Annotated in this window: 21 protein-coding genes and 1 pseudogene; 13 read left to right on the top strand and 9 right to left on the bottom strand. The window is 45.9% G+C overall.

Annotated elements, in window-relative coordinates:
- The 8 genes from VJ249_04175 to VJ249_04140 all read left to right on the top strand — a co-directional run.
- Window positions 1–375: DUF4143 domain-containing protein (locus VJ249_04175; GenBank protein HKZ93763.1), on the top strand; the 375-nt coding region annotated here is incomplete at its 5' end.
- A 692-nt stretch (window positions 376–1,067) separates the two neighbouring features.
- Window positions 1,068–1,490: an EVE domain-containing protein gene (locus VJ249_04170; protein HKZ93762.1), complete on the top strand. Its 423-nt coding sequence runs from the start codon at window positions 1,068–1,070 to the stop codon at window positions 1,488–1,490.
- 615 nt (window positions 1,491–2,105) lie between these two features.
- Window positions 2,106–4,673: an N-6 DNA methylase gene (locus VJ249_04165; protein HKZ93761.1), complete on the top strand. Its 2,568-nt coding sequence runs from the start codon at window positions 2,106–2,108 to the stop codon at window positions 4,671–4,673.
- Window positions 4,674–4,774: 101 nt separating this feature from the next.
- Complete coding sequence (locus VJ249_04160; protein HKZ93760.1) at window positions 4,775–6,688, top strand: hypothetical protein; 1,914 nt, start codon at window positions 4,775–4,777, stop codon at window positions 6,686–6,688.
- 109 nt (window positions 6,689–6,797) lie between these two features.
- A complete protein-coding gene (locus VJ249_04155; GenBank protein HKZ93759.1) occupies window positions 6,798–7,901 on the top strand; it encodes a DGQHR domain-containing protein in 1,104 nt (367 codons plus the stop codon).
- Window positions 7,902–7,935: 34 nt separating this feature from the next.
- Window positions 7,936–8,481: a hypothetical protein gene (locus VJ249_04150; GenBank protein ID HKZ93758.1), complete on the top strand. Its 546-nt coding sequence runs from the start codon at window positions 7,936–7,938 to the stop codon at window positions 8,479–8,481.
- Window positions 8,482–8,570: 89 nt separating this feature from the next.
- Window positions 8,571–9,305, top strand: a complete 735-nt coding sequence (locus VJ249_04145; protein ID HKZ93757.1) for a class II glutamine amidotransferase — start codon at window positions 8,571–8,573, stop codon at window positions 9,303–9,305.
- Window positions 9,306–9,404: 99 nt separating this feature from the next.
- Complete coding sequence (locus VJ249_04140) at window positions 9,405–9,710, top strand: hypothetical protein (protein HKZ93756.1); 306 nt, start codon at window positions 9,405–9,407, stop codon at window positions 9,708–9,710.
- 113 nt (window positions 9,711–9,823) lie between these two features.
- Here VJ249_04140 and VJ249_04135 read toward each other — a convergent pair whose 3' ends face one another.
- Entirely contained in the window at window positions 9,824–10,057 is a 234-nt protein-coding gene (locus VJ249_04135) for a DUF2283 domain-containing protein (GenBank protein ID HKZ93755.1), read from the bottom strand.
- Window positions 10,058–10,379: 322 nt separating this feature from the next.
- On the opposite strand from VJ249_04135, the gene VJ249_04130 reads away from it, so the two are divergent.
- The 3 genes from VJ249_04130 to VJ249_04120 all read left to right on the top strand — a co-directional run bounded on the left by VJ249_04130 (window position 10,380) and on the right by VJ249_04120 (window position 12,502).
- On the top strand, window positions 10,380–11,078 hold the full coding sequence (locus tag VJ249_04130; GenBank protein ID HKZ93754.1) for a type IV toxin-antitoxin system AbiEi family antitoxin: 699 nt from the start codon (window positions 10,380–10,382) through the stop codon (window positions 11,076–11,078).
- Between the two features lie 3 nt (window positions 11,079–11,081).
- Window positions 11,082–11,900 (top strand): hypothetical protein, encoded by an 819-nt coding sequence (locus tag VJ249_04125; GenBank protein HKZ93753.1) that lies wholly within the window; start codon window positions 11,082–11,084, stop codon window positions 11,898–11,900.
- 338 nt (window positions 11,901–12,238) lie between these two features.
- Window positions 12,239–12,502, top strand: a complete 264-nt coding sequence (locus VJ249_04120) for a hypothetical protein (GenBank protein HKZ93752.1) — start codon at window positions 12,239–12,241, stop codon at window positions 12,500–12,502.
- Between the two features lie 81 nt (window positions 12,503–12,583).
- On the opposite strand, the gene VJ249_04115 is transcribed toward VJ249_04120, so the two are convergent.
- Both VJ249_04115 and VJ249_04110 read right to left on the bottom strand, forming a co-directional pair.
- Entirely contained in the window at window positions 12,584–14,086 is a 1,503-nt protein-coding gene (locus VJ249_04115) for a CoA-binding protein (protein HKZ93751.1), read from the bottom strand.
- A gap of 50 nt (window positions 14,087–14,136) precedes the next feature.
- Complete coding sequence (locus VJ249_04110) at window positions 14,137–15,036, bottom strand: coenzyme F420-0:L-glutamate ligase (protein ID HKZ93750.1); 900 nt, start codon at window positions 15,034–15,036, stop codon at window positions 14,137–14,139.
- Window positions 15,037–15,170: 134 nt separating this feature from the next.
- Between VJ249_04110 and VJ249_04105 the strand changes: the two genes are divergently transcribed.
- The gene (locus tag VJ249_04105) at window positions 15,171–15,662 is read left to right on the top strand and encodes a hypothetical protein (GenBank protein ID HKZ93749.1); all 492 of its coding nucleotides are present in this window, start codon (window positions 15,171–15,173) and stop codon (window positions 15,660–15,662) included.
- Between the two features lie 52 nt (window positions 15,663–15,714).
- Here the strand turns inward: VJ249_04105 and VJ249_04100 are convergent, their stop codons facing one another.
- Window positions 15,715–15,906, bottom strand: coding sequence for a hypothetical protein (locus VJ249_04100; GenBank protein HKZ93748.1), 192 nt, complete (start codon window positions 15,904–15,906; stop codon window positions 15,715–15,717).
- Window positions 15,907–16,047: 141 nt separating this feature from the next.
- On the opposite strand from VJ249_04100, the gene VJ249_04095 reads away from it, so the two are divergent.
- On the top strand, window positions 16,048–16,269 hold the full coding sequence (locus tag VJ249_04095; GenBank protein HKZ93747.1) for a hypothetical protein: 222 nt from the start codon (window positions 16,048–16,050) through the stop codon (window positions 16,267–16,269).
- Between the two features lie 21 nt (window positions 16,270–16,290).
- Here VJ249_04095 and acsC read toward each other — a convergent pair whose 3' ends face one another.
- The 5 genes and pseudogenes from acsC to cdhA form a co-directional block, all read right to left on the bottom strand.
- Window positions 16,291–17,706 (bottom strand): acetyl-CoA decarbonylase/synthase complex subunit gamma, encoded by a 1,416-nt coding sequence (gene acsC / locus VJ249_04090; protein ID HKZ93746.1) that lies wholly within the window; start codon window positions 17,704–17,706, stop codon window positions 16,291–16,293.
- Window positions 17,707–17,724: 18 nt separating this feature from the next.
- Window positions 17,725–18,939, bottom strand: a complete 1,215-nt coding sequence (gene cdhD, locus VJ249_04085) for a CO dehydrogenase/acetyl-CoA synthase subunit delta (GenBank protein ID HKZ93745.1) — start codon at window positions 18,937–18,939, stop codon at window positions 17,725–17,727.
- 7 nt (window positions 18,940–18,946) lie between these two features.
- Window positions 18,947–20,344: a CO dehydrogenase/CO-methylating acetyl-CoA synthase complex subunit beta gene (gene cdhC / locus VJ249_04080; protein ID HKZ93744.1), complete on the bottom strand. Its 1,398-nt coding sequence runs from the start codon at window positions 20,342–20,344 to the stop codon at window positions 18,947–18,949.
- Window positions 20,345–20,351: 7 nt separating this feature from the next.
- Window positions 20,352–20,861, bottom strand: a pseudogene (gene cdhB / locus VJ249_04075) (CO dehydrogenase/acetyl-CoA synthase complex subunit epsilon).
- Window positions 20,862–20,891: 30 nt separating this feature from the next.
- Window positions 20,892–23,246 carry a CO dehydrogenase/acetyl-CoA synthase complex subunit alpha gene (gene cdhA, locus VJ249_04070; GenBank protein HKZ93743.1) on the bottom strand — a complete coding sequence of 785 codons (2,355 nt, stop codon included), beginning with the start codon at window positions 23,244–23,246 and terminating at the stop codon, window positions 20,892–20,894.
- Window positions 23,247–23,251: the final 5 nt, after the last annotated feature.

Genomic DNA, 23,251 nt, shown 5'->3' with positions numbered 1-23,251 from the left:
CCTTTTCAAGAGGCTGTAGATTTTCTTAAGTATTCTGAGAATAGGAGTAGACTCGTGGAGTCTGTGGTCTGTAACCATTTGATTCGGCTGATGTTCAACATGGAGCCAAGTCCACAGTTCGATTATGCGACAAAGCTGTTTTATTGGGAGAGTGGCAAGAGACGCGAAGTTGATTTTGTGGGAAAATTTGAGGATGCCTTTCTGCCCATTGAAGTTAAGTATCAAGGGTCAATACGGAGGAACGACTTGTACGGTATAATTGATTTCATCAAGGGTGGAAGGTCGCTCAGAGGAATCCTCATCACAAAGGACACTTTGGGTCAGGGAAGAAACCATACGGAAGTGCCGCTTCCGATCTTCTTGCTCATGTCATAACTGGAGGACTACCCGATCCGTCCGGGGTTCGGTGTAGACGGGCGGGGGTGGGACTTGAACTCTCATCGAAGTGGCGGTACACTCGAAGCGCGCGAGGGGTCTTCTGGCAATTTACACAGCTTCGTTGGATGTTGGGAGTAAGATACGCCTGGGATGAGCCAACGGGAATGCGAGTCCGCCTTGCAATTTCAATTAGGCTTCCGTAAACCCTCAAGACCTACCCCCCTCTAGATTTTTAATTCTTAACCATTGTCCAGGTCTTTGCTTTCCAGTGTCGTTCATGAAGAAACATCATAGGTTTGAGGCGATTCTTGAGGTGAGGAGTGTTGCGGCTTTTTGTATGTGGTTGTATTTTGTTAAGTCTGTGCATTTGATTTTGCCAGTTTTGTAGATTAGCCGGATCATTTTGGGTTATAGTATTTGAAGAGCTACTACGCGGAAGGTGTATTTTCTGTTGGTTAATGTTTCGAAGAAGCATTCTTCCGCACATGCTTTGCGAATTCTTTCTGAGTCAAGCTCTTGTTCCAGTGAGATGGTTGATACGATGTTTTGAATCGTTATCTTGGCCATATTTCGATGGTTCCTTCAGTTTACTATACTTGTTTTCTATAACTTTTGCTTGATTATGGAAAGAGTCACCAAATATTTAAGTGAATTTTGACAATGTAAGGACAATTGGGTGTTAGGAATTGGTGAATTATTGGCTTTGCGTAACCAATGAGGACAATTGGAATGCGGTGAAGAAACACAAGGTTTGGGGTGTTCCTGAGAAGCGAGGTAGACGTCAAATTGAGATGGTGAAGCCAGGCGATTATCTTGCTTTTTACGTGATGCCCAAACGGATTGGAGGAATTCTTAAGGCGGTTTCCGAGCCATTTGAAAGCAAAGAAAAGATTTTTAGCTGGGCAGAGTTTAGCAGAGAAGAAATCTTTCCGCATCGTGTAAAGCTTGAGCCAGTTGTTGTGGCTAAAGAACCTGTATCGGTCGAGAAACTTGTTAGTAAATTAAGCTTCACTAAAGGCTTGAAGCGGTGGAGCGTGCTTCTGCGTAGAGCAATGGTTATGATCTCGGCAAAGGATTTTGAGTTGATTCGAAGCTTCGTGGGTGGAAAGTGACCTTTTATGGTTGTCAATATATTTCTGAAGGTGTTGTAAGTGGGCGCGAATGAGTTCTCTCTTGTAATTAAGGATCATGTGGCGAAGAGTCGTTCTGCTAATATGCATCCTGCTAAGCTTTTGGTTTTGTCGAGTTTACTGAAGGAGCTTTTTGGTGTTAGGCTTGAGGAATTGATACCCGGTATTGAGAGTAAGCTTGGCAGCAAGTTGTGGGGTCTTAGAGGAAGCGCGGACCTGATTTTCTCCAATGTGGTCTTTGAAATTAAGGTTGATCTGAAAGTGGAGCATGATGACGCGAAGCAGAAGTTGATGAAATATTTTCAAGTCCTTCATGAGAAAGAACCCGAGAGGAAGCATATTGGCATTGCAACCGATGTTGTCGAGTTTGTTGCTTATACGCCTGCGATTAAGGATGGGCAAGTTATCGGTTTGAATAAGATTGGGGCGATAAATATCTCAGAGGCTTCGTCTGCTAAGAGTGTTTTGTGGCTTGATTCTTTTGTCTTTTCGAAGCCTAAGATAAGGCCTTCTGCCATGGATTTGCGGTGGCGGTTTGGTCCGGATAGTCCGACTTATTGTGTTTCTGTTGATGGGCTTACTGCTTTGTGGGAAGAGGTGAAAGACGAAAAGGATGTAGCGTTGAAGTTGGATTTGTGGGCCAAGAACATGGAGATTGTTTATGGTGGTAGGCCCGAGGTTTCTGCTTTCATAGACCACACTTACCTAGTTACGCTGGTTAAATTAATTGTTTACCTTCGGCTGAGTGGGGATAATGTTGTTAGAGAAGATAGACTTATCAGAGCTTTGACAGGTGAGTATTTTTCTTCGTATGGTATAGCGAATTTGATCGAGGAGGATTTCTTTGCGTGGCTATTGCATCCTAAGATACAGAATAGAACTTTGAGGCTTGTCGGTGACGTTACAAGAGAGCTGTTGAGGTATGACTTGTCTCAGATTGATGAGGATTTTTTCAAAGAGATTTATCAAGAGATTGTTAAGCGCAATGAGAGGCACAGGATAGGCGAGTACTACACGCCTGAGTGGTTGGTTGAGTTAACTCTCAAAGAAAGCATTGAGCTATGGGATAATGCCCATCAAGGCACACCTAGAATTTTGGACCCGGGTTGCGGGTCCGGAACATTTCTCTGCAATGCTATTCATGTCGTAAAGGAACGTCTTTTGAAAGAAGGAAAAGATCACAAGTATATTCTGGATTTTGTCCTTGATAATGTGGTAGGTGTCGACATCAATCCGTTGGCTGTGGTTATTGCACGGGCTAATTATATTGTTGCGTTGGGAGAATTACTCCAGCTGGGTAAACGTATTATCGTTCCTATTTATGTGGCAGATTCGGTTAGAATACCTAGGGTTACTGAGACTCTCACTGAAAAGGGCAAGGTTAGCGTTTACGAATTCAGCGTGGAGGTTGCAAATAATAAGAATGGGAAACCGAAAATCTATGCAATTCAGATTCCGAAAACTGTGGCCACTCAGAAAACTGTTCTAAGCCAGGTTATAGATGGCTATAAGGCGGCTATTAGCGCTTACAGAGCACGGAGGAACAAGACAGAAGCTTTGGAAGTCTTGGGGAGAAGTCATGGCGCCAAACTTTCAGACGATGAACTGGACGTTCTAGATACAACTCTGAATACTATTTTGATGCTCATGGACGCCAACTTGGACGCAATATGGGTTTTCATGCTCAGCAACATATACGCTCCCATCACGTTGATGCAATCCAAGTTTGATATGGTGGTTGGCAATCCTCCTTGGATTCTTCTGAGATACGTGGAGAACAAGAACTACCAAGACTTCCTCAAGCAAGAAGTACTTTCTTATGACTTGCTAAACAGTAGCCAAGTCCATCAATTCTCTAACATGGAAATGGCTACATGCTTTTTCTCTCGCTGCAGTGATCTCTACTTGCGCGATGACGGTGCGATAGCGTTCGTAATGCCAAGAAGCGTACTCACGGGGGCTCTACACCACGTCAACTTTAAACGATTTAGCAAGCCAAAGAACAAGCTGTTCAAGATATTTGATCTAGAAGATGTGGAGCCACTTTTTAATGTTCCCTCATGTGTACTAATAGCATTAAAGGGAAAAGACACGAAATATCCAGTACATACAAATCGATATAGAGGAGAACTTAGCGAAAAGAACCTTAGACTGGGAGAAGCCATTAGACAGCTTTCAGTCGAAGACTACCTTTACAATCCCCCCTTTACTCCAACAAGGTACAGTTGGTATTATGACAAGGTCAAGAAGGGGATAGACATAACCCCAAGGTGTCTTTGGTTTATAGAGTTTGATCCGCACGCAACATTAGGAGCTGACGTAAACAAACCATTTGTTAAATCGGCAGAGGATGTATTAGAACAAGCTAAAGATCGTTGGAAAGGCATACAGCTAGCCGGAAATGTGGAGGCTGGCTTCATTTTTGCAACGCTGTTGGCCGGAGATATACTGTCTTTTCGCTATACTAGAATGCGACAAGTGGCCCTCCCTATAGAGTCACGTGCTAATCGCTACAGACTACTTGATATCATTGAACTTAGAAGCCGAGGTTTCCACCACATGGCCGATTGGGTACAGGCGGTCCAAAAAATATGGGAGGAAAACGCAACAGAAAGGTCGAGGAAGAATTTTCCAAGGGTTGTTTCGTGGCTCAACTATATGAATAAACTGGATGCTCAAAGCCCTAGCAAAAAATACATTGTCATATATAACTCAAGTGGGACAAACATCGCATCATGTGTTATTGAGAAGCAAGTATTACCTGACTTTCCACTCCTGCGAGCCAAAATAAGTCCGAAAGGATTCATTTCTGAGCAATCCACTTTCTTCTACGAAACAAACGATGAAATGGAAGCGCACTATGTTTGTGCAATTCTCAACTCTAACATTATCAATGACAGCATAAAACCATTGCAACCACGAGGTCTTTTTGGGGAAAGAGCAGTTACAAGGAGGCCCTTCATGTTTTCGATACCTCAGTTCAACAAAAACAACTCGGCGCACATCGAATTAGCGGGACTGAGTAAACTATGCCATAACAAGCTCGCGGCAAAGCAATTTGCAAAGGGAAGTGTGGCCAGTTTAAGAAGGGAAGCAAGAGGAGTCATTGAAGGAGAAATTAAGAGAATCGATGAACTAGCTTCAGAACTCTTAGGTAACAGGTAGGGTCGCCAACATTGAACGCGAACCAGTCATTTTTGCCTGGAGACAAGTTAAAGGAGCGAATCCTACTTCTCAGGAGATATCTTTATCACTTAGAATGGGCCATGCCCAACGAAGTTAAAACAAAAATTAGTCAGCAAATTTTCAACGGAGAACTTCCAATCGACCAAGCAATCAACCTCGATAAACTCGCGAAAACAATAACAGACGAACAATTAACCCAAATGATACAGCTTTCACCCTTCAAAGACCACTATGCATTTAGAGGCAAATATTACACCGTCAAAGAAGGCACGTTTGATTGCCAAGGTTCATGGGAAGAAGTCAGAATCACCATTAAACAAGTGCTTAAAACCTACGGAAAAAAAGGCTACGCCCTACTAAAAGCACTAGTTGAAACTGGCCAAGCACACTTCGACTCACTAGCGGCCACATCAAGCGAAATCTACGGCGACAAACTATACCCTGCTCGTCTTATAGCAGAACTCAGAGACAAATTCGACTTAGCATGGGAAGTCGGGTCCAAACAGCATCCAAGATGGGCCATGCCCGAAGAAATAAAACCAGTCGTAATTGAAGTCCTCTCAGAATTTGAAGCCAAACCAGTACCCAGACTAAGCACTGAACAAGCTGAACGCGAATTCCTCGAAGTAATAAGAATGGACGAAGAATTCAGAAACTACCTCAAAGACCTTATCGCCAACAGACTAGAACAAACAATAGAATTCGGCAAACAAATGTCACCAACATATCTCACAGACTATCTACAATCACTATATGGCCCCACCCTCTTCTTCGACCACCTACTCAGCATAACACAATCCTACTCAATATGCGACTCAACAGTAATCAACAAAAAAGGCCAAAAAGCACTAAACACAGGCTTCAACCTAGCCCTATTCGGAGAACCAGGAACAGGAAAAACATTCGCCACAAAAGACATGATACTAGGCAACGAAGACCAAGGCGTCCCACCCCACGGACTACCAGGCATCAACAGATACTGCGGCGGAATGACACCAGCCATGTTCATAGCCATCGGTGAAGCATACCTAGGCAGACGCTTCAACTTCATAGTCACAGAATTCAACGACTGGTTCAAACACAAAGGCATGGTAGAACCAATGAAACTCGCAATGGAAAGAGGCTCAATAAGATACGAAACCAAAACCTACACAGTCGGTCCATACCGCTTCTCATCCTTCTTCACAGTCAACTACAACACCGAAGTCTACGAAAAAGGCTACGAAGTCACAGTCAGAGACTCAAACTTCAACGCAATAGAAGACCGCATGCTCTGCCGCCTACACAGACTCACCAAACAAAAATACCAAGAACTATCAAAAAGCCAAAGAGCCCTCCTACTAGGCGAACTAAGAACCAAAATGGAAGAAGCCTACAAAATCCGGGACCACCTCACCCTCGTATACGCAATACAAACAAAAGACCCACTCGTAGCCGGAAGCTTCTACGACAAAAAAATACTTCTAACCGACGAAATACTAAAAATGCTAGAAACCGCAACCACCCTCGTCCTAGAACACTTAGGAACCAAAGTCGTACCCTTCTCAATGCGACTCGAAAGAAGAGCCATACAACTAGCATCAGCCATGTCATTAGTGAATCATCTAAACACTGATTCAGACGTCATCCCAATAGACAGCCTATCAGCCAAAATGGCCGTCCAATTCTTCGTCGAAGAAGCATGGATAAGATCCAACGAAGCCTTCCCAATATACCACATCATGAAAAAACTGGCCGCCCCAGAGGCAGAAAAAGAAAAAGTAACACCACCCGAAAAACCACCAGAAACAAAGGCTGGCGAGCCAATAAAACAACCCATCCCCGAAACTGCCGAACCCAAAAAGCCAAACGAATACACCGAGGACGAACTACCCAAAGACATGCGATCAGTCGGCTTGGGAATGTACAAGGACTCAGCCGGCAACATATGGGACTACAGATTCGGACCAGACGGAAAAAGACTCTACAGCATCCGACAGAAAAGCCAAGAATGATCATTGGTGCATCCTAGTTATTGAGAGGGCCTGTCTTAAACCGAAATATTTTTATAATTTGACGGCCGTTTCAATTAATTAGGCCCCTATTAAGGAGATGTTATGAAACATGCCTGTGTTAAACGCGTTTAAAATCCAGCAAAGAGGTCTACCAATGTACATAACCACAATGAAGGCTGGCGACCTTCTCGCCTCATATAAAATCGACAGATGGGGCGAAGACAACCCAAAAGGTTACCAAAGAGCCCTCGTACCCCTACGAGTCCGCAAGGCCATGAACTACCTCCTAAAAGAAGAAGGAGTATTCCCCACGTCAATACTCGTCAACGTAAGAGGAAAAATGGAATTCAGACCCAAAAAATCAATCGACAGCTTCGCAGAATTCGGCGAACTAGCCCTATCCCCAGAATCCCTACCCTTCTCAATAGTCGACGGACAACACCGCCTAGAAGGACTCAAAGAAGCAAGAGAAGAAGACCCAAAATTCGACGACTACCCCGTACCAGTAACAATCGTCAACCTACCAGACGTCTACACCGAAATGCGACAATTCTACATAATCAACACCCGCCAAAAAGGAGTCTCAACCGACCTAGTCCAACGCCACCTCTACGAAATGTCTGAAAAAATGGGCAAACCAACCCTACTCATGCTAGAAGGAGAAAAAGCCGTACTAACAGCCGAAGCCATACCCGTAGTCGACATAATCCGAAACGACCCACGCTCCCCTTGGTACAACAAAGTCCAGCTGCCAAGCGAAAAGAAACAAGAAAACCACATAATCAAACAACGCCCCCTTACCGACTCTATAACCTATATCCTAAAATCAAGACCCAGCTTCAGAAGAAAGAATCCCAAAGAACTTGCAAACGACATCGCCAACTACTGGAACGCTCTCAAGGAAATATTCCCAGAAGCGTTCGAAGACCCAAAAGAATTCACAATCCAAAGAACGCCAGGCGCCTACTCACTCCACATGATATACTCACACGTCTATGACCTATGCGAACAAGCAGGTAACTGCACCCAAGAAAAAATGAAACAGATACTAGAAAAAATGTTCAAAAACGTCGCCGAAGCCATGCCCGTAGACCAACTCGACAGCGCCTTCTGGCACAAAAAAGAAGGACACCCACTAGTCATCGCAACCAGCATGAAAACAATGAAAGCGCTCGCCGAATACTTCAACCAAGCACTCGAAGCCATACAATAAACCCAAAATATGCAAAGGATTGGGCGATTAAGCTTTGAGGACAAGAGAAGCCAAACTTGAAGGATTCGCAAAAGCACAGCCTAAATCAGAAACAATTATCATAAAAGATATCCTCCAAAAAATCACAAACAGAAATTTAGCACTCACCATAAAGTTCAGGCTCACACCAATCGGATACGGCCTCTGCTCACACCTCAAAGCAAACCTGTACTTCGACGGACAACGCCTCAAAACCTTCTACACATCAGTCCCAGGAACCATGAAAAACCTCAGAAAAGAACTCACCGTAGAAATATTCACCAAATTCGGCCAAGTCAACACAGGACCACACCAAATGAAAATAGAAATGAGCGGACTACTACCATCAGGCCAAACCCTCGGACTAGTTTCCTCAAGAGAATTCATAGTGGAGGTCCCAAGACTAGAACAACTAGAACGGCCAACAACAAGGCAAATAACAATCGAAAGAATTGAAGGCGAATCCGGTATAAGCATTGTAACCTCAGATATCAAAAGACTCTACGAGCAAATAGAAGAACGCCGAAAAAGAGAACTAAAAGCCTTAAAGCAAGGCTGGTAAAACGCCAATTTCCCCCTTTTTTGTGATGAGTAAGGCATCGAACAAAACCATTTAAAGATGAAATAGAAAACCTCAGAAAAGTGATATTCATGTGTAGAATGTTTGCCTTAATGAGCCGAAAACCAATTCCTTCCTTTTTTCTCAGGGGCTTTAGATTGCTAGCTGAAAGAGGAAAAGTTTTACCTAATGCCGAACCCGGTCACAAACACGGATGGGGCATAGTCTACTATCAAAATCATACTCCTACATATTTGGGCAGACAACCAACAAATGCCATGGAAGATTCAAGATACGAAGAATTTTGCGAACGTTTAGATCAATTACGTGCAACGGGTATATTGTTAGCGCATCTTAGAAAACCTAGTTCTGAATACAAAGATGTCAAATTGGAAAATACACAACCGTTCATTCGAGGAGAGTGGTGCTTCGCACATAACGGCACCATCCACGGATTCAATGAAGAAGTCGCAGGCCTCCAAGGAACCACGGACAGCGAAAAATTGTTTCGTGTCTTGCTACAAGATAAGGAAAACAGTGACTATTCGATAGAAAAAGCAATAGAGAAAACTGTTCAAAGGGTAAGAAAAGAGTACAGTTACAGCTCAATGACATTTATTCTATCTAACGGCAAACGAATCTATGCTTATAGAGAATATTCAGATCCAAGAAACTCCGACTACTACAATTTAATGTACGCCATTGACGAGAATACGGCGATTCTGTTTCAAGAACCAATCTGGTTCAGAGACTGGGTTCAAATACCAAATAAGAGCCTAGTCACTATTGACGGCGACCTTAAAATTTGTTCTCAGCAAATGAGATGAGTGAATAACCTGCTTTTTAAAGGCGGCTTAAATGAAGCGACTTATTCTCCTTAAAGGACTACCAAGTCACTACAGCTGACCGAAAATGAATACGAAACCATGAACAAGGAAGAAAATTATCACGTATACGTAGTGGAAGAAGCGTGGGACAACATACCAAAAATCAATATAATAAACGACCCAAAGAAAATGCCGTTCACAAAACAAAGCAGAGATGTCCTTGAAACAAAAATGACTCCACAAGAATACTTTGAGTGTGAAGAAGACAAATGGAGAGATAACGTAACAAACTCAGACTTTGTTGAATTGTTAACCGCGAAAACTAAGATCCTATATGCTGATCTCTGGCCCTTTGATGTTCCATCCTTGGAATTCGCAAGTTCTAGTTTTAGTTTCTTTCAATGATTTTTCAAGGCATTGTTTAAATTCCGTGTCTTGTGTAGCAACCAGAATCTGTCTTTCTTCTCGAATCTCACTCAAAAGTTTCGAGAGCGCTTCCTTGTGCACTTTATCCATTGTTAGGTTTTCAACTCCACTGGCGTCGGCTTCTTCGCCTTCATCCCAATCTTCGCAACCTCAGAAATAACTTCGCTGGCATCCAGAATCTCCAACAACACAGGCTTCCCACCCTTAGTAAAATGCACAACGATCGGACCCATCTCCTCAGCATAGTCAACCTTAGCCTCAGAAACTATGATCAACAACACATCAGAATCACGATCATAGCTAACTTTCACTCCGCGAACAGACAAACCCACTTTCACTCCACGAACCCAGAATACGCCGCCAGATCACATTAAAAGCCTATCGACCAATACAAGGCAGCAGGACTCCTCATCGGCATCGCAACCAGCCTCCTAACAATATACCTACTAAGCCTCTAAACCAACCACACACCAACCTAATCATTCCCATAGAACCGAAAAAACACATCAGATACAAAAACAAACGACCACTCCAATACTCCATTACATCAGTTAATACACCTAAGAACCCATCCAAGAAATCCATAGCCCAAAAAGCATGTTCGCTATTAGCGAACATTTATATAATGTAGCGAACGCCTAAGAAATCATGCGCCGAGTACACAACATCTTCGAGCCAAAAGCCACCAGAATCCTAAGAGCACTACTCATAACTCCACAGTGGAATTGGACAATAAGAGGTTTGGCTGAAGAAGTCAAGATATCCCCAGGATACGCTCACGCTGTTATTTCCACACTAATCGACTTAGGCCATGTGGCACACACCGAACACTTCAAGATAAAAACAGTTAATCCAACAGTTCTGCTCAAGAGATGGGCAGCCTACAACCAATACGATAAAATAAACACCTTCCTAGACTACTACACATTTGAACGCGAAGTCAACCGATTCATCGAACAATTATCCAGCATCCAAACCCCAAACTACGCATTAACAGCTCTAGCCGCAGCATCACTAATTGCTCCCCATGTAAGACCCGTTGACATACACATATACATAAAGAAAAAAGAAGAAGCACCAACGCTCGCCAAAAACCTTGACCTTCAACCAATCCCAAAAGGAGGCAACGTAAAGCTTGTCATACCATACGACGAAGGCGTCTTCTACGGTCAACAAACAGCCAGCGTTCGAATATCCGATAAAGAAGAAAAAAAAGCCAAAGTGGTTTGCGATGTGCAGTTATTCGTAGACCTCTACAACTATCCAGCCAGAGGACTAGAAGCAGCTGAACATCTATACGAACGAATAGTTGAAAAATGGGGAAAAACTCTAGTCGGTGAACAATAAACAATGTACGACCGGAACCAAACCGAAGCATCCAAATCAGCACTTGTCGAACTCTCCTCCGCCCTACACACCTACAAAAACGACTTCGTTCTCGCTGGAGGATGGGCACCGTACTTCCTAACCAAAGACCACTTTGACCACTGCGGCTCAAAAGACATAGACCTTGTACTCAAACCATCAATTATGGTAAAATACGAAACTATAAGGAAAACAGCAGAAAGACTAAGCTACCAAAAAACATCCAACCCCTTCCGATTTGAGAAAAACGTCGCTTCGCCACTAGACAAAAAAGAATACAACATAGCCCTTGATTTCCTAACAGAACCTCAAGCAGCACAGAAAGCACTCCCGCTCACAAAAGTGCAAAAAGATCTAACCGCCTGTCTAATCCCAGGATCCAACATCGTTTTCAAGTTTCAGTATGAAAACGAGATAGAAGGAACACTGCCAAAAGGCGGCAAAGCAACAGTCACCATTAACACAGCAGACATCGTTGGAGCCCTAACTATGAAAGGCTTAGCATTACCTCGCCTCATCGATAAAGACAGCTATGACATTTACGCCATGAGCGGATTCTATGGCGGCAACCCATCAAAAGCATCAGAAACATACCTAAACCACATCAAAAAAGCAAAACTATCAACCAAAGAAAAGAGCACAGTGCAACTCAGCCTGCGCAGAATAAATCAAGCTTTCAAAACCACAGATTCATACGGAGTATTTGCTGCTGCACGATTCGTTGAAGCAGACATCATCTCCGACGTATACGTGAGAACGAACACCTTCCTGAAAAAAGCAAACCGAATTCTATCCGTTCGCTAACAACGAACATTCATATAACACAGCGAACAGCAGAACCCACAGAAACACAACAAAATCAATCTGGCAAGATTCGTAGCAAATCATCAACACAATTTCACGCTAACAACACAAGAAGAAAATTCCATACACAAGGCTGCAGGACTCCTCATCGGCATCGCAACCAGCCTCCTAACAATGTATCTCCTAGGCTTCTAAACGACTGGGTCATAACAAGAAAAAGAATACCTCAAAACACACCCAAGAAACCCATGACTAAGTCTGAGCAATTATTGTATAAGTTTATATAACACTCCAACCATATGCTATGATAAGCAAGACTAAGAAGACACCTGAAAAACATGACAACCAAAGTCATCCATGAACCACAACTCGATACCATACTAATGGTAGAGAAAGCCATCAAACAAGCAAAAACCTACCCAACCAAAAAACAACTACTCCAAAGCCTACCAAAACAAATACAGTATCAAACCTTCAACCGCATACTAGAATACCTAGAAAGCTCCAACAAAATAACAATCGACAAACGCCAAATAATCTGGACCTTCCCAGACAACCCAAAACTCAAAAAACTACTCGAAACAAGCATCAAACTCAGATAAAATCGAGCCTAACGATAGCCAAACCGCTCGACTATTAGCACCTGACTTTTTCTTTGATGGGGATGAAGGGAAATATTATGCTTATTTTCTCACTTTCTGCTTGAACTGCTCGATGTAGTCTTCGTAGTAGCTGTTCTTTTTGAGGTAGAGTCCATAGCGGACTAGTGCTGACATCGCGCGGGCTGTGTCTTCTGGGAATGAGTAAGAGGGAACGCCTAATTTGTCAAATCTACCGCGTATGTATGCAGCCATTTCGGTTTCGCCGATGTCACAGGCAAGAACAGGTTTAAGGTAATTCTTTGAAAGGTTAGCTATTCTGTCCACATAGTCTTCTTGCAGTGCGGGGGAATGGTGTAAGCCGAACACCATGACGCCGTATATCTCTGGGTCTTCCAGCAAAATTTTGGTTCCAAGCTCAAACATTTCCGATGTCACTGAGCCCGTCAAGTCGAGCGGGTTGTAGTTTGTTGCGAAGGAAGGAATTTTTCCTTCTTTTTTCAGGCGTTCGAATTTTTGTGTGGTTTCGTCGCTGAATCTCTTGACGTTTACTCCTTTCGACTCCAACTCGTCAGCAGCCATGATGGCGGGTCCGCCTGCAGCTGTGACTATGGCAACATTGTTGCCTGCAGCTGGTGGTTGAAATGCTAAGGCTTCGCTTGCGTCAAGCAGCTCTTCGGTGTCGCGGGCTCTTAGAACGCCTGATTGTAAGAAGACGCTCTCGTAGATTCTATCTGAGCCTGCGATAGCGCCGGTGTGTGACAATGCTGCACGTGCTCCGGCTTCTGTCTTGCCTGATTTCATAGCTACAATGGGCTTGTATCTTGTTACTTTTTGGGCAACTTCCATGAATTCTCGTCCCGCATTAATGCTCTCGGCGTACAAGAGTATGACGCGCGTTTGCGGATCATGAAGCAAGTATTCGAGAATCTCCGGTTCCTGCACATCAATTTTGTTGCCGAAGCTCACGAATTTGCTCAAGCCTATTTCTTCGCCGGCCATGTAGTCGAGAACGGCTACGCCGAAAGCTCCGCTTTGGGTGACAACTGCTATTGGTCCGCTTCTTGGCCGAGGCGTGGCAACAACTTCATCTCCTGTGCTTAGGACTCTTGTTTCTGGCAGGAACAGCATGTCCACGCCTGTTGACGAGTCATATACGCCCAAGCAGTTGGGTCCAAGCACGCGAATGCCAGCGTTTTTGGCTATGCTTTTGACTTCTTCTTCCAGTGCGTGGTTTCCAATCTCGCCAAAGCCTCCGCTTACTATGACTGCTGCTTTCGCGTGTTTTTGTGCGGCTTCTTGCATGATTTTTGGAACATTCTCAGCCGGCACCACGATAACGACGAGTTCGACGTCGCCGATTATTTCCGTAAGTGATGAGTAACATCTGACCGCTAGAATGTAGTCCTCATGGGGGTTGACCGGGTACAATTCGCCTTTGAAGATGCCCCGGCGTTTGTTGTCTGCGAAGTTCTTGAAAATGACATGTCCTGCTTTGGTGATTTTCTTTGAGGCACCAACGACAGCTACAGATTTGGGTTCGAAAAACTTGTGAATTTGTTCAACTATTGACGTCGAATTCCGCATTTGTCGTTCACTTGCTACATAGGTTTACGATATGCTTGCGCTGCTACTTATTATGTGTTTTTTGGGCTGGGTCTAACTATGACTATGGGTTTGTGTTCAACTTTGTCTAGCATTTCCCATGTTACTTCAGTGAGGGCAACGTCGAAGGTCTCAGCCATATCCCATACGTTTCTGCCAGCACCGAAGCCTCGGGCTCTGTTGGCGGTTTCTGCTATCTGAAGCGCTGTTTCAGCGTCAAGTCCAGATCCTGAAATAGCTATCGGTGTAGACCTCGTCTTCAGCTTGAAGCCTCTTCCTAGAAGGTAGGCAAAGACTCCTCCAAACGACTGTATTCCACGAATTGGCTTCGGTCTGGGCGTGAAGTGGAAGTTGCGGTACGTGTAGCTCTTGTCTGTGTCAACAATCATCACAGCAACTTCCACGCGCAGGATTGTTCTAATTCCATGGCGGATTTCAGCTGCGATTTCGGCTGCATTTTGCAGTGGCAAGCTCACAAAGGAATACGGCAGATTGCTTCCGTCGATGGCCGCTTCAGATCCATGCATTAGCGCCTGCAGTAATCCGCCTTCTTCGAGCGCCAGTTGCTTATGTCTGCTACCTTCTTCGGTCGGGTAGGTTCTGAAGCGCTTGATTGTCCTTCTGCGAAGGTGGCAAATCGTGCCCAGTACATAGCCCCAAGCATAACGCATCCAAGGTTCTGCCAGACATCTGGCTAGTCTGCTTGCCTCAATTGACTTCTCATCAACGATGTTTCCTGTGGCGGTCGATATGGCCTTCTCAGAAACCGTGACGAAGTCGCCGTTTTGGACTTGGTTTCTTATCGTTTCTATGATCTGTTGTTGGTATTTTTCGCCCGGTCGCCAGTAACTCGTAATCAATGCTATGGTGCGGTAGCCTTTACATCCTGATTTGGTCGAGGCTTTCAACGTTTGTGTCGATGTTTGTTTCATTTTAGACGGGTTTAAATATAACGGGAATAACCATTTTAATTTCTGTCACCGAGATCAATAGGAGCAATTCATCATAGTTATTACGTCTTTATCGAAAACTAGTCGTAACGCAACAAGCGAGGAGGGCCTTAGCGATGGCTCAGAAACGAGACAAAAAACAGAGCATGGACATTTTTGAGGCCCTCCTTGAAAGCTCCAAGAAACAAAAACGCGCTAAAAGAGAAGAGCTACTCAAGTCTGTGGGCGTAAAAGAGTTTTTTGAAGAAGGAAATATCAGAATCGACATGAAAACCTGCAAGGGCATAGAATGCCAATTCTGCATAAAGGTGTGTCCCACAAAAGCCTTGTACTGGAAAGCAGGCGACATAGCAGTCGTCGACGAGCTGTGCGTCTATTGCACATCATGTGTGCTCAACTGCATGGTTGATGGCTGCATTAAGGTCAAGAGAAAACGCAAAGACGGCGTCGTCGAGCAGTTCAGTACACCAGCAGAGGTCTTCGCCCTAGGCGAAAACGTCAACACCGGAAAGCGAATTGAAACAACGAGAAAGATTCTACCAGACGAGGAATCATACATGAAGCGCTATCGAAAACCGCGTTTCCCGACAGAGGAAAGAAGCGAATAGACTTCCTTCTCGACCTGCCCGCCTTCCTGAGGTCAACCCTGTCTCTAGTCAGTCATTGCTTGGCCAGCGTGTAGGTGCGTGTTTTGAGGTCGCAGGCCACGGTGCCCGCTTCGAACAATTTTCGCAAGCTTCTGAACACTCGTTTAGACGGTTTGCCCGTCTGCTCCGCGATTTCAACAAGGGTTAAGGGCTTTCCTGCTGCTCTCTGCAACACCTCAACAACTTGGTCTTCAGCTTTACCCAATTGACAACACCTCTAATGAATTGATTCCAGGCAGATCGTCACAAGGTTGCCTGAAGTGGCTAATCAATTTTGTCAACATGAAACTACCAAAACCATTATCTATTGATAACCGCCGAAAAGATTCGAGTAGAGGCGATGGTTTTGAGTTCAAAACACAGAGTAATCAAAAAGAATTTCGAAACCGAAATGTGGGTTAACAATCGCAAGTTGCCTTTGAACCACTTTGTACAAGAAACCTTGGCTAACATAATGATAGGTGCCCTAAAAACCCTTAAAGAAATGGAAGAGTCTCCGAGGAGCCTTGAGATAAAGATTAACAGACTGGCTAAGCCAGTTGGCGTGGATGCGCACACTTATCCATAAATGCTGTGCTTAGCGCCTAGTCTACTTCCATTGCTCTTGGAGAAACTTTGGAATTTCGGACGAATCGCGTGGACCTACTAGGATCTCCCAGCCGCTGAGTTCCTGAATCTCGCCGCTTAGCCTTGCCGCTTTGCCAGGAATGATAAGTTTCCGATGCTTCACTTTCTCTTCGATTCTGCTTTCTTTCAATGCTTCAGCTACTTTGTCTGATGTTAACTTTCGCCCTGCAACTGAGCTGTCGACGGCTAAGCCTTCAGTGTCAACAACGAGAAGGTGGCAGTTCACCCCCGCCGATTCGATGTCTGATGCCACGGTGTAGAATGTAAGTGCGAAATTCGTCGTCAAGAGTACAGGCGAGTTTTCATCTGGCTTGCCCAACGTTTTCACGCCAGGCTCGACAGCCACGGGTTTTCGTGGATCAGTGTAAATGTTCTCTCTCAAGACGGTGTTGGGGAGAAGGACCCATCCTTCGGTGCTGTGCATTATGAGGATGTCGGCATAGCGAGCAATCAGCATGCCAGCTAAGTAGGCTTCGTTCCACATGTTTATCTCAGGAATATCAGCCCGCTCAACCCACTCCGTTATTGGTGTTCCAATCAGCGGGAAGCCCAACAGGTCGTCGCCTTTCCGACATGCGCTTCGCCGCAGCATAGTGAAATTGCTTACTGTGTCAGAAATCCCGTCGTCTGGGAAAGTCCCCGGATCGAGAACTAAATCCTTGACCCCATATTCAACAAGCGTCTTTGTCAACGACCTCAACAGCTTCAGGTCGTTCGGGGCAAAAACAGCCAAGGGGCAATCATACATTAGCGCTAGTTCAGCCATATCCTTCCAGTTGGTTTTTGTTGCGGCGTATATGAGCGGTCGAGCCTTTGGTGCTGCCATTAGCCCAGCCTCGATGACTTCAGGATGGAAAGAGCATAGAATAAGAGGTAACTGAGTGTTGTCAACAACTCTTCTTACTGCTGCTTTGAACTTCTCCGGGTCTTTTGAGGTCGATCTCACAGCGACCATGTTCAGTTTCAGTTCTTTGCCAATGTAAATGTACGAAAAGCCCTCTGTCCTCTTTACGCGGGACAATAGTTCTTCTTCAGGCATCTCGTCAGTTACGTCTAGGGCAATGGGCGTGGGATTGTGGAAAGTGAATTCATGGCGGTACATGACGAGTTTACCGCCAATTTTTACGGCTTTTTCGCCTGCGCCGATTGCGACTTCCTTCACAGGCGGCTTGAGCATGTTCCACAGTTTCTCGTATGCTTTCGCATACTGCTTCTCTTCCAGTAGTGGCTTACACATTTCAAGCGCGGTTTCTCGATTAACCAGTTTGGTGGCAAAAGCCATGCAGTTTTCTAAACCGCATTTCTTGCAGTTTGTCTTTGGCAGTTGCATGTAAATGTCTATCGGGCTGAGTTCCTTGACTCCAATTTTTTCGCTCAAGTCTTCCAACTCCTGCGCCTAGACTTTCATAGTCACCCAGTCTGCGATTTGCTCGGGTTTTCCTCGAGTTGCGCCCGTGGTGAGCTTATTGACAACTTCCTTTAGCGTCTTAACTGCGGCTGGATGCATCATCATGAACACGTCAACGCCCGCTAAGCACAACGTGAGAGCGGTAATAGTTTCCCATATGGGTCCGCGTAGTTCGCGTGGTCCCCATTCAGGCGCCATTTTCATCCATGCTTCGCGAGCTGCCCAAGCGTTTGTGGTTCCGGATGACAATGGATGCTGCAGCTCAGTGTCTCCTAACAGAGCTGAGAGTCTTGCTCGCTCCATAATCGTGAAGGCATAGTCAAGTCCGTATCCAAGTGCAGCGGTGGTCGTGTCCATTATGATTCGTTCTGGGGGCAAGAATTCGTACAGCTTGCGGTTGAGTTCGCGTGCGTGGTTCAAATCCATGGAGGTGAACGCTAAGGCTACGTGACCATTCTTGTTCACTGCTTGGGCTGAACGCTCTATGTCCATGTCAAGTGTGACTGAGCTTATAAGCGCCCTTTCGCCAGCGGCAACTTCCGCGGCTTTTTCAAACACCAAGAGGTCTTTCTTTGGATCGCCGCAGCCACCGATTACGATTGGCACGTCGACGGCTTGCAGCACGTTTTCAACGGTTCTTGCAGCTTCTTTAGGCGTTGTGTCCTGTAGAAGCGGGTCAGTGCTTACCAAGTGCAATGTAATCATATCGGCGCCGAACTTGTCAACGGCCAGCTTCGCCCAAGCGGCGGGGTCACCTATGACTTCTTCAACATGCATCTTTACGGCTTTTGCCAAAGGGATTTTCATGTCAAAAACGTCAAGTGTGACAACTGGCGGATGCGGAGTGGGATTCTCAAACAGGTAATAGGGTGGTGATCTTTCTCCGCCGATGATCACGGATTTGCCACGTGTTCCGCCTTCGCCTTTGGTTGCGCCCAGTTGTACTTCGGTTATTCTGCCAGGGTAGGTTTCAATTGGCGGAATGAAGTCAACATCAATTATGTTTGTAGGTTTTCCCTTCTTGGGCACAGAAGGCGCTTTGTGCATAGGTGCTACAGTGGATGGCTGAATCCATATCTCCAAGTCGCCTACGTCGAAGTCTACGTCTTCGAGTTCCACTTCTTGCAGTTTGCTCAAAGCTTCGAAAAGTTCAGGACTGAATTTGAGCAGAGCCTTCTTTTGTTTCTCCTCTTCTGTTTCCACGCGGTTTTCACCTTTTCTCGGCTTTCTCTGCTCTGATGATGACTTTCTTAGCGTGAATCTTGGCGTCCTTGAGAATGATTTTGAAAGTTCCAGCAGTGATAGGTAGAGTGGGCAACTCGATGACTGGCGCGCCTTCTGTCACGGGTACTTCCTTCTCCTCGGCTGGAGCCTCTGCTGCTTCGGTGGGCAGAGCTTTCCAGCGTTCTACCACTGGATGCGCTTGTCCTTCAAGAAACTTCTTCAACTCATCGACATTCTTAGATTCCATTTCCGTCGCGATCTTGCCCTTCACCTCCTGCGGAATGAAATCTTTAATTCGCTCCATAATGGAGGTTGGCATCCAAACCACGCGGTTCCACCCACCGTCGGCTTGAAGGAATTTCGGCGAACGCATGTATTCGATTGACAAACCATGAAAACCATCAATCTGTCTTCCCCCAGCTGTGGAGTCAGCCACCGTGGAGAATGGTAAACCGTTTACTGTTAGCTCTTTGAACCCTCTGTGGACTATGCCGAAACCGTCAACTTCGGGAATGTAGAACGCAACCGCTTCGAAGCATCCGCATGACGTGTGGGGGTAACCAAATGCTGTGTAAAGCCATACGCGGCTGAATTCGCCTAATGATTTTTTCTTCACCAGTTCGTTGACGCCTGAGTATTCGCCTTTAACCGGGTCAACGAGCTGGCCTTTGTCAATTGCGTATTGCATGCCTTTCGGGTCAATTCGAGCGGAAGCTCTGGCGTCGAACCAGCTAATTGATCCACAGTTGGAATAACGCTGCGGCGTGATAACGCACACATGAGTGGGCGCAAAAGATTGGCAGAGACTGCAACCGTAGAAATAGTCCACTTCCTCGTCTTTCAAGCCTCGAGCCTTAGAGTCTCTCGCGTCGTAGATTTTCAGCGCTTCGGAATACATATCTCTGACTTTAGCGGGGTCTGTTATGAAGGTAATTTGGATTTTTTCGATTATGGACAGCTCGCTTTTGAACAACCGCTCCATTACTTTTCCCATGTATGCAAACGAGTTGAACCCCTTCGCAAACGATTTCTTGCTGAGCCTGAGCCAAATGTCGTAGCGCTGGTTAAGGTGCATCAATCCTTCGATGTAGTTGCAGTAGGCGTGGATTCTGCGTTCAACGACTCCTTCTAATCCCTCTTCAAGTTCTTTCCCTGCGACCTCGACCAATATGCCTAGTGGATAGGAGCCGCCTCCAGCCATGTCTTTAATATCTGGTCCGATGACGTTGATTTTTCCGTCTTCAACTTGATCTAAGGATTTAACTCGGGCAAGTTCGAATTTGGTGTCGATGCGTTCGCCGCCTAACTCCACCTGTGTGTCTTTGAAGCGGATTCGTTCTCCTTCGTAGACGACTCCCACATCGACCGGTATGTCTTGAAACATCGACATCTTATTTCGCCTCCAACTGCATAGCTATTGTTTGAAGATAAGTGTTCCAGTCTTTCAGTGACACGTTGCCAAACGACCACGAAGCCTGCGGATGATAGAATCGATCCAGCGAGATGGTTTTCAAATCTGGTGCGAAATGCTTGAGTCCAGACAACAACAACCACTCCAAATAGTAAGGAATACCCGTGAAGACCGCGAGGTCATATGATCCCTGTCCATCTAGTCCTTTCCAAGAGGGATCTGCAAGCCTATTCGTTATGTCCACTGCAGGCATGAACGCAGCGGGCTGAAGGCCTCTATTAACAAACTGACCTACTGTATGCGCGGTCGCCACCATGGGTATGTTTGCGGCTTTAGCGATACGAATCACAAAGTCAATTGTTGGGTCTCCTTCAGTTACCTCAACAGTTCTGTGACCAGCAACAAGGATGGGGCGTTTAGCCCTTTTCACCATTGCTACAAAAACTTCTGGTTTGGGAATCACATTAGCCTTAGAAGGTCCAGCGACTTCGGCTCTCTGCCATGCCTCAGCTGTTGCCGTCTACGCTTCCTCCTTTTTCTTTCGAATCATCCGCGGAAGTAAGGTTGGGTCTGGGATTCTGCCTTCAACCCATTTTTTCTCATCTAGTATTCGGATGATTTCGTCCTTCATGGTTATTGGGATGTCTGCTAACGTGCGGACGTGTAAGTGGATGTCGTCCGGCATTATGCCGTACAGACGCTTGTGCAGGTCAGTGTAGTTTGTCAGTTTTATTGCTCGCCCCTTAGTTGTGTCGTTTGGTCGTATGCACAGTTTAGCTATCCAAACCATGGCTTCTTCTTTGGTTTCGGCTGCAAGGAACAGGTGTTCGGGAGCTGGTCCTACGTACACTCTGTCGCCTGAGCGAGCATCGTAGGCGTACCAATCTTCTTCGTTCTCTTTTCTGCCTAGCATCATGCGCTTGTATTTCGCGCCGTGAGGTCCAACTATTACCGGTACTCCTAAGCGCCAGCAGCCGCTGCCAATTGAGAAGGCTTTTTGGGCGTAGGCGCCCCATGCAACTCCAACTGCGCCAACTCTGTTGAGAATATAGTCTGCTATTTCCTCGTAGTTGGCTCGTAGGTTGCGTTTGGCGAAAATGCTAGCTATCTTGATTGCTGCGCCTGCGATGTGAGAATTGGCAACGCATGAGCCTACGTTTATTATGCCACCTGCCTCGAATGCTTTTGAGAAGGCTTCGTAAACGGTCTGTCCTTCTTCGTTCTTGTGCATTGCTGAGGACATGGCTGCGCATCCTGATGTGACAACTATGTAACGGCGATTGGCGAATTCTGCAACCATTTCGGCAACATCTATTCTGCCTTTTGGATAATTAGCGCAGCCAACAAATGCTACGACTCCGGGGATTTCCCCAAGCACTATTGGACTGCCTACATTCCGTATTTCCGTGTCTTGAATAGCACCTCGTCCAGCCTGGATCTTGTACTTCTCCTGCTTGATCTCGGTTTCAGCCGCTTTGATAATGAACGTGTGAGGTGGTATGGCCACGGGGCACACATATTCGCAGCGACCACACCCGATGCAGTCGTCATAAAGAAGAGCAAGCTTGTTCAGGTTGCCTTCGCCAGCCACTTTCATAGCTTCCGGAATGATCAAATCCTGCGGGCACGCACGTCTGCACTCGTTGCACTGCGTGCATTTCTTGGCTCTTTCGATAACGTCGGCAACATCTGGAATGCTCTTGAACTTCTTTCGTTTGGGAGCCATTTGCTGGGCTGTTTTTACAGCTACTTCTCCTGCTTTCATGGGGTCGGTGATGAGGACGCCTGGAGCTTTTCCGCTTACGAGATCTGACACTATTTGGTCCGGTGGGTCTTTTGTGCGGTTTGGCAGGTTCAGCGAGTTTTTGTCCAGTGTCGCGATCACTGGTGCGTTAATTTTCTGAGCTTCGATGAATGTGTCTGCGCGGATGCATTGTTCATCTACCATTATGACGTCGGCCATGCCGCTTCGAATGAACCGGAGTTGCCACGAGATTGGTCCTATTATCTTTGCCCTAGGTTCGTATCGGGCTAGGTCGTGGGCGGTGCAGCAGAGTCCGCATACCTCTACTTCTCCCAGCAAGTTGTTGGCTCGGAGGTAGTCTACAACTTCGACGGCTGTAGAAACGTTATGCCCAATGTTCAGGACCACAGGCTTTTCTGTTTCGACTACACCGCCTCCGATTTCTACGAGAGGTGCTTCAGCGTCTGCTTTGGGAAAGCCGAAGGCTGCTATTTGGGCGATGTCGCCCACTTCCAGTCCCACGTGGTCTATCATTCCTGCGTGAAGCACTTTGGATTCGAAATCGATGCTGCTGCCTTCCTGTCCAGTGTGAAGTGATGCGAACAGGTGTGTGAGTTGGTTCTCGTTGTAGCTTAGTACTTCTTCGAAGTCGCTGAGGTTTTGGGGTCTGATGCCTGTGACAAGTCGGGTTATTGGGGCTTCGACTTTTATGTCTAGTCCGCCGATGTCGAGTGGGTGTCTGGGGCCGTATTTTTCGATGACATGTTCGAGCATGTGGCGGGCGTGGGCGGTGTGGCATGCGGCTCCTATGCAGGCGGTTAGCAAGGCTAGTCGGGCTTGTTGTGTTTTGATGTCTATTCCGCAGGCGCCTCTTTTGCCAGCGGTTAAGTCGCATTTGCCCATGGTGCACAGGTCGCATACGTCGCTTTGGGGCATATAGAAGGGTTTGTAACGCTGCAGCAGCTTATGGTCCCAGTCTCTAAGCGCTAGCACATCTGGGAAGGGCGTTGGACCCATTGGTTCAGTCCATGTTTCGGTTATTAGGCGTCCAAAAGATAACTGAAGGTCTTTTACAGTGGCGGAGGGAGTTTTAAGCTCCTTTACTCTCAGTTCAACGTTCTTTCTAGACAATGTTA

The sequence above is a fragment of the Candidatus Bathyarchaeia archaeon genome (assembly GCA_035283685.1).
GTDB lineage: Archaea > Thermoproteota > Bathyarchaeia > Bathyarchaeales > Bathyarchaeaceae > DATETJ01.
The sequence above is the reverse complement of the archived record's forward strand: the minus strand, read 5'-3'. Positions and strand labels throughout refer to the sequence as shown.